Annotated in this window: 7 protein-coding genes; 3 read left to right on the top strand and 4 right to left on the bottom strand. The window is 66.3% G+C overall.

Annotated elements, in window-relative coordinates:
• Positions 1–4 precede the first annotated feature (4 nt).
• Positions 5–1,690 (top strand): ShlB/FhaC/HecB family hemolysin secretion/activation protein, encoded by a 1,686-nt coding sequence (locus ACVWW6_RS35935; RefSeq protein WP_456682411.1) that lies wholly within the window; start codon positions 5–7, stop codon positions 1,688–1,690.
• A 125-nt stretch (positions 1,691–1,815) separates the two neighbouring features.
• Here ACVWW6_RS35935 and bluB read toward each other — a convergent pair whose 3' ends face one another.
• Genes bluB through cobU form a run of 3 tightly spaced genes read right to left on the bottom strand, consistent with a single transcriptional unit; the run spans position 1,816 to position 3,735 of the window.
• Entirely contained in the window at positions 1,816–2,448 is a 633-nt protein-coding gene (gene bluB / locus ACVWW6_RS35930) for a 5,6-dimethylbenzimidazole synthase (RefSeq protein WP_011086038.1), read from the bottom strand.
• A gap of 4 nt (positions 2,449–2,452) precedes the next feature.
• Positions 2,453–3,235: an adenosylcobinamide-GDP ribazoletransferase gene (cobS, locus tag ACVWW6_RS35925; protein ID WP_456682410.1), complete on the bottom strand. Its 783-nt coding sequence runs from the start codon at positions 3,233–3,235 to the stop codon at positions 2,453–2,455.
• On the bottom strand, positions 3,232–3,735 hold the full coding sequence (gene cobU, locus ACVWW6_RS35920) for a bifunctional adenosylcobinamide kinase/adenosylcobinamide-phosphate guanylyltransferase (protein ID WP_456682409.1): 504 nt from the start codon (positions 3,733–3,735) through the stop codon (positions 3,232–3,234). Before cobU ends, cobS begins: the two co-directional genes overlap by 4 nt.
• A 127-nt stretch (positions 3,736–3,862) precedes the next feature.
• Between cobU and cbiB the strand changes: the two genes are divergently transcribed.
• On the top strand, positions 3,863–4,804 hold the full coding sequence (gene cbiB / locus ACVWW6_RS35915) for an adenosylcobinamide-phosphate synthase CbiB (protein ID WP_456682408.1): 942 nt from the start codon (positions 3,863–3,865) through the stop codon (positions 4,802–4,804).
• A gap of 11 nt (positions 4,805–4,815) precedes the next feature.
• Entirely contained in the window at positions 4,816–5,781 is a 966-nt protein-coding gene (gene cobD, locus ACVWW6_RS35910; RefSeq protein WP_456682407.1) for a threonine-phosphate decarboxylase CobD, read from the top strand.
• Here cobD and ACVWW6_RS35905 read toward each other — a convergent pair.
• Positions 5,770–7,218 carry a cobyric acid synthase gene (locus ACVWW6_RS35905; protein WP_456682406.1) on the bottom strand — a complete coding sequence of 483 codons (1,449 nt, stop codon included), beginning with the start codon at positions 7,216–7,218 and terminating at the stop codon, positions 5,770–5,772. The two genes, cobD and ACVWW6_RS35905, sit on opposite strands and share 12 nt — an antisense overlap.

The following is a 7,218-nucleotide window of genomic DNA, read 5'->3' as shown; positions in this document are numbered from 1 at the left end:
CGGGATGCGGATCCTGGGGGCAGCATTGGGGGTCGGGCTGGCAGCTTGCTGCATTGTCTCCGCGCGCTCCCAGTCGATCAATCCCGGCGTGATCCAGAACGACGTCGACCGGCAGCGCCGGCAGCTCGAACAGCAGAGCGCGCCGCCCAAGATCAACGGGCCGGCGGTGATTGGCGGCGAGCGGGAGAAGTCCCAGCTGTTGAAACCGGGCGGGCCGAAATTCCGCCTGCGCAAGGTGGAGTTTGACGCGTCGAAGTTCATCACGCCCGCGGAGCTCGACGAGATCGCGAAGAAATATGTCGGCAAGGATGTCGACATCGCCTCGCTGTTGCAGCTCGTCGCCGACATCAATGCCGTCTACACCGCGCGCGGCATCGTCACCGGCATCGCGACGCTGCCCGATCAGGATGCCAAGGGCGGGGTGGTCAAGATCAAGCTGACCGAAGGCCGGCTCCAGAAGACGACCATCGAAGGCAACAAGCAGACTCGCACCGACTACATCCTTCAGCGCGTCAAGGAGCCGGAAGGCGAAGTCCTCGACGTTCCAAAGCTCAATCGCGACGTGATCTGGTTCAACCGCACCAACGATGTGCAGATCAAGGCGCTGCTCCAGCCCGGCACGAGCTTCGGCCTGACCGATCTGCAGTTCGCTGTGATCGAGCCGCCGATCGATACCTTGCAGCTCTTCGTCGACAACCAGGGCGTGGAGAACACCGGCCGTTGGGAAGGCGGCACGTTCTACAAGCGCCACGGCCTGTTCGGCGTCGACGACCGCCTGACCTTCTATGGCGTGCGCTCCGACGGCAATCTCAACGGCAACGCCGCCTACAGCATTCCGGTCAATCCCTGGGGCGGCCGCGTCGGCGTCAGCTACACCGAAGGCAAGATCAAGATCATCCAGGGACCGTTCGTCGCGCTCGACGTCACCGGACGCTCCAGCCAAGCCGCGATCAATTTCAGCCAGCCGATCTGGGTGACACAGAACTGGCTGGTGCTGTTCAACGCCGCCGAGACCGAGGGCAAGACGGTCAGCCGCTTCGCCACGGTCGCCGTCACCGACGATCATTACGACAAGGCCACGGCCGGATTTTCGGTGACCAATTCCGGCAACAGCTATTCGATCACGGTCTCGCCGGCGGTGAACTACATCGCGTGGCAGGACCACGTGCTCGGCAACAACCGCGCGTTCAACACCTATACCGGCTCGTTGATCGCGACCAGCGCGGCGGGACCGGCGAATTTCAGCGCCAACGTGCTTGCGAGCTGGCAGTACACGCAGGAGAAGCTGCTGCCGGGCGACCAGATCTTCTCGATCGGCGGTCCGACCACTGTGCGTGGTTATCCCTCCAACTCGGCGTCCGGCGACAGCGGCTATTATTTCAACGCCGAGCTGCACTACAATTGGTCGTCATGGCTCAAGGGCTTTGACACCTACATCTTCACCGACTGGGGTGCGGTGTATTCGACATTCCCCGGCGTCACCGAACTGGGCTCCGTCGGCGTCGGCTTCTCCTGGACCTACGCGCCGTTCATGACCTTTGAGGCAAACTACGCGACGCCGCTGAAGATGGCGGTCTCGACCCAGAACCACTACGAGGCCTATGGCCGCATCATTTTCCGGCCGCTGTTGATGTTCCAGAAACAGGAAAGCGCCGCGCCCGTGGCGGCGGTTGCCGGCAGCAAGTCGTAGCGGCAGGTTGCCTCTCTCTCCGTCGTCATTGCGAGGAGCTCTTGCGACGAAGCAATCCAGACTACCTCCGCGGCAAGATTCTGGATTGCTTCGCTACGCTCGCAATGACGGAGGAGGGCGCCGCCCTAGCGCCGCAGCGTGAATTCGTTCGCGCTGCGCCGGTGCTCCCATTTCGCCTGCTCCAGCTCGGGCTGGTCGCATTCGACTTCCGGATAGCCGATGCAGAGATAGGCGATGAATTTCCAGGTATCAGGCACGTCTAGAATAGTGTGGATGCGATCGGGATGCAGGATCGACACCCAGCCGAGGCCAATGCCTTCCGCACGTGCGGCGAGCCACATTGCGGTGATCGCCGCGACGACTGAATACTCGGTCGTCTCCGGCATGGTCGCGCGCCCGAGGCCGTGCCCGGTGTCGCTGGCCTTGTCCGCGAACACGGCGAGGTGGCCGGGGGCCTGTTCGAGGCCCGACAGCTTTAGGGTGGCATAGCGCGCGGCGCGTTCACCGGCATACGCATTCAGCGCGTCGCCGTTGCAGGTCCTGAAATCGTCGATCACGGCAGTGCGCCGTGCGGCATCGTCGACGATGACGAAGCGCCAGGGTTGGCTGAGGCCGACCGACGGGGAAAGACAGGCCGTCTCAATCAGGCGTTCCACCGCGCCGTCCGGCAAGGGATCGGTGCGAAAGCGGCGCACGTCACGGCGCCATACGAACAGCTCGCGCAAGTGTTGGCGGAAGGTGTCGTCGAACTCGACCATGAGGTCATCGTCCCATCTGGAAGGCCGCGGCAACGAGCAGGATCACGATTTCGCCGGTCTGCTCGAAGGCGCCGAGAATGTCGCCGGTCTGCCCGCCGATCTGGCGGATGGCAAGCCGTGCCAGGATCAGGCCTGCGAGCGACAGCAGGATCAGGCCGACCAGTGCCTTGCCCGGACCAAGTGCGAGGGTGAGAACGAGAGTTCCAACGGCAAAGGCGATGGCGACGCTGCGGCCCGGCGGCGCTCCGGCGCTTGCCGACAGGCCGTCAGGCCGCGCCGGCGGTACCAGCGACATGAACGCCGGCACGCCCGCGCGGGCTGCGCAATGCGCAGCGCACAGCGCCAGCGTCACCAGCCACGGATTGGCGATCGCCGCGAGCGCGCTCCAGCGCAGGCCGAACGACAGGATCAGTGCGCAGACGCCATAGGTCCCGATGCGGCTGTCGCGCATGATCTCGAGCTTGCGCTCGCGCGTGCGGCCGCCGCCGAGCCCGTCGGCGGTATCGGCAAGCCCGTCCTCGTGCAGCGCGCCGGTGATGAGGGCGGTCGTGGCCAGTGCGAGCAGGGCGGCAAGGTTCGGCGTCAGTCCGAGCCGGCTGGAGATCTTGTAGATCAAGGCGCCGGCAAGTCCGACCAGCAGTCCCGCGACGGGCAGCGCCCAGGTCGCGCGCGCGATGGCGCCGTCGGCCGCAGGCTTTGACGATCCGACCGGCAGGAGCGTGACGAACGACGCCGCGATCCTGAGATCGGCGATGACGTCCCGGATCGTTTCGGTGCGAGGGATCATTTCAGCTTCATCGGCAGTCCGGCGACCACGAACTCGACCTCGTCGGCAACGCCGGCGAACGTCTGGTTCATGATTCCGGCAGCATCGCGATAGGCGCGCGCCAGCGCGTTGTCGGGCACGATTCCGAGGCCGACCTCATTGGTGACCATGATGACCGGACTGCGCAAGCGAGGGAGAACCTCAGCGAGGTGCGTCACCTCGCGCGACCAGTCGCGCTCGGAATGCAGCAGGTTGGACAGCCAGAGCGTCAGGCAATCGACCAGCCTCGCGCCGCCGCCCTCGGTCTCGACCAGGGCCTGCACAAGGTCGAGCGGCACCTCGCGCTCGATCCAGTCGGCTCCGCGTCGCGCGCGGTGCTTTGCGATGCGGTCCGCCATTTCGGCGTCGAGCGCCTCGGCTGTGGCAATGTACACAGGCCGCCCGGGAAAGGCCTGCGTGCGCGTCTCCGCACGTCGGCTCTTGCCCGATCGCGCTCCGCCCGTGATCAAGATGACGGCCATAAAAGTCTCCTGTCGGCCAGCACTAATCACCAAACGGGGCCAAAGACAAAGCCGAAATCAGGCGGCCAGGGGCTTGCGCTCGGCCGCCGTCTTGCGCAACAGGGGCGGAGCGAGACGGGAGATTTGTGTGGGCTTTGCGGGTGCGATGGCGGTGGCGATGGCGGTGGATGCCCTGTTGGGCTGGCCGGCCCCGCTGTTCGCACGGATCGGCCATCCCGTGACCTGGCTCGGCCGGCTGATCGCGGCCATCGACACCGCCTGGAATCGCGGTTCCGATCCGCCGGCGCTGCGCCGTGCCGCGGGCATTGCCGGAGCGCTCCTCGTGATCGCGGTCTCGGCCGCACTCGGTTGGGCGCTTCAGTCCTTGCTTCCCTCAGGCTGGATCCAGATCGTGCTGGCGGGTGTCCTGGCCTGGCCGCTGGTCGCGCTGCGCTCGCTGCATGATCATGTTGCCGCCGTTGCCGCACCTTTGCAGGCCGGCGACATCGCCGGCGCGCGCGACGCGGTCTCGCGCATCGTCGGCCGCGATCCCGCGGCGCTCGATGAAGCCGGCATCGCGCGCGCGGCGATCGAGAGTCTTGCGGAGAACGCCTCCGACGGCATCGTGGCGCCCGTGTTCTGGGGCGCGCTGTTCGGTCTGCCCGGCATTTTGGGTTACAAGGCCATCAACACGCTGGACTCCATGATCGGCCATCGCAGCGAGCGACACGAAGCCTTTGGCTGGGCGGCGGCGCGGATCGACGACGTCGCCAATTTCATTCCGGCGCGGCTGACCGGGTTTCTGTTCGTGCTGCTGGCGCCGCACAGGGCGGAAGCATTGTCGTGCACGACGCGCGATGCGCGCCGGCATCGCTCGCCCAATGCCGGCTGGCCGGAAGCGGCGATGGCGGGCGCGCTCGGCGTGCGGCTCAGCGGTCCCCGGATCTACCACGGCAGCATCACGAACGAGCCCTGGCTGAACGAAGGTGCGCGCGATCCGCTCGCCGCTGACATCAGCGAGGGACTGACGGTCTACCGCCGCGCCATGCTGCTGCTCGCCGGCCTCCTTGCGATCCTCAGCTTCGCGTGAAAGAACGGGACATGCGTGAGCACGGCGGAAATCTCGATCTGGCCCAGCAGCGTTTTGGCGGACGCGCGGAGGACTGGATCGATCTCTCGACGGGGATCAACCGGCTGCCTTATCCGGCGGGCGAGGTGAGCATGCGCGCGTGGAGCGCGCTGCCGTCGCGTGCCGAGATCGATGCCTTGCATCAGGCGGCGCAGCACGCCTACCGCACGAGCGCGGCGCTCGTCGCGATGGGCGGCGCGCAAGCCGCAATTCAATTGCTGCCGCAGTTTGGGCCGCGCGGCCGCGCCCGCATCCTCGCGCCGACCTATAACGAATATGCCGGAGTCCTGTCGGCTGCGGGCTGGGATGTCCTGGAGGTCGGCGATCTTGACGCACTGGTGGGCGCGGATCTCGCCATCGTCGTCAACCCCAACAACCCCGATGGCCGGTGCCATACGCCGCAGGATTTGCTGGCACTGCTGCCGCGCGTCGGCCGTCTCGTCATCGACGAGAGCTTTGTCGACGCCGTTCCGCAGCTGTCGCTTGCGCCGGAAGCGGATCATCCGGGGCTGCTGATCCTGCGCTCCTTCGGGAAGTTTTATGGTCTGGCCGGCCTGCGGCTTGGGTTTGCACTCGGTAGCGCGGCCGACATCGCCAGGATTGCGGCGATGTCGGGGCCATGGCCGGTCTCGGGGGCGGCGATCGCGATCGGCTGCCGCGCATTGCGTGATGATGCCTGGGCGGGGTCCACGTCAGCGCGGCTTGTGCGCGACTGTGCCCGTCTCGACGACATGGCGCGAGCGCAGGGCTGGCGGTTCGTTGGCGGCACGCCGCTGTTTCGTCTCTACGAGACGCCGGATGCGCTGGCCGCGCAGGAGAAGCTCGCGCGCGGCCAGATCTGGTCGCGCGTCTTCGCGCAGAAGCCGACATGGCTGCGGCTCGGACTTCCGGGCAGCGAGCCCGAATGGACGCGCCTCGCCGAGGTCCTAGCGCGCTAGCGAAAGCAGGCCTTCGACGTCGAGATGCTTTTCGATGTGATCGGCGAGCGCATCGAGCGCGCTCTCGACCCTGCTGTGATAGGGCTCGTCGCCTGCCGGGATGTCGAGCTTGGTCAAAAACGCTTTCCGGAAATCATCCGACGTGAACAGGCCGTGCAAATAGCTACCCTGTACGCGGCCATCGCTGGAGATTGCGCCATCAGGCTCGCCATTCAGTTTGGCGAACGGACGGGCGCGATCGGGCCCGTCGGTGCGGCCGATGTGGATTTCGTAGGCCTCGATCGGCTGGTCGGTCGCCGCATGCACGGCCGCAACCCGCGTCAGCGTCTTCTGCGGACTCATCACCGTTTCGACATCCAGGAGTCCGAGGCCCGGCGTGTCGCCGGCAGGGCCTTCGATCCCGTCGGGATCGGCAACGCTGCGTCCGAGCATCTGATAGCCGCCGCAGAGGCCGAGCACGTGGCCGCCGCGGCGATAATGCGCCAGGAGATCAATGTCCCAGCCCTGCGCGCGCAGGAAGGCGAGGTCGCCGCGGGTGGATTTGGAGCCGGGGATGATGACGAGACGCACATCGCCAGGGATCGCTTCACCCGGCCGCACCATGACGAGATCGACGCCCGCCTCGAGCTTGAGCGGATCGAGATCGTCGAAATTGGCGATCCGCGACAGCGCAAGGCAAGCGATCTTGCATTGGCCCGGCTTTCGCGCATCACTCAGGCCCAGCGCGTCCTCGGCGGGCAGCTCGCCGGCGCGCGCAAACCAGGGCAGCACACCAAAACCGCGCCAGGCGGTCTTTGCTTCGATCAGCTTGTAGCCGTCATCGAACAGCGTGGGATCGCCGCGAAATTTGTTGATGACAAAACCCTGGATCATCGCGGCATCGTCGGGGTCGATCACCGTCTTGATGCCGACGAGCTGGGCGATGACGCCGCCACGGTCGATATCGCCGATCAGCACGACGGGCACGTCGGCCTTGCGCGCAAAACCCATGTTGGCGATGTCGGCCTTGCGCAAATTGACCTCGGCGGGGCTGCCGGCGCCTTCGACCAGCACGAGATCGGCGCGCGCCTTCAGCCGCTCAAAGCTCTCCAGCACCGCGCCCATCAATGACGGTTTCATCGCCGCGTATTCGCGCGCCCGCGCGGTCTTGATGCGTTTGCCGTGGACAACGACCTGCGCGCCGACATCGGTCTCGGGCTTCAGGAGCACCGGGTTCATGTCGGTGTGCGGCTCGACGCCGGCGGCGAGGGCTTGCAGTGCTTGGGCGCGGCCGATCTCGCCGCCGTCGACGGTCACGGCGGCATTGTTCGACATGTTCTGCGGCTTGAAGGGAAGCACGCGCAGCCCACGCCGCGTGAAGGCGCGCGCAAGGCCGGCGACGATGAGCGACTTGCCCACGTCCGAGCCGGCCCCCTGGATCATCAATGCGCGCGCCAT

It is taken from the genome of Bradyrhizobium sp. USDA 3311, assembly GCF_054062495.1.
This window is presented reverse-complemented; position numbering and strand designations above follow the sequence as displayed.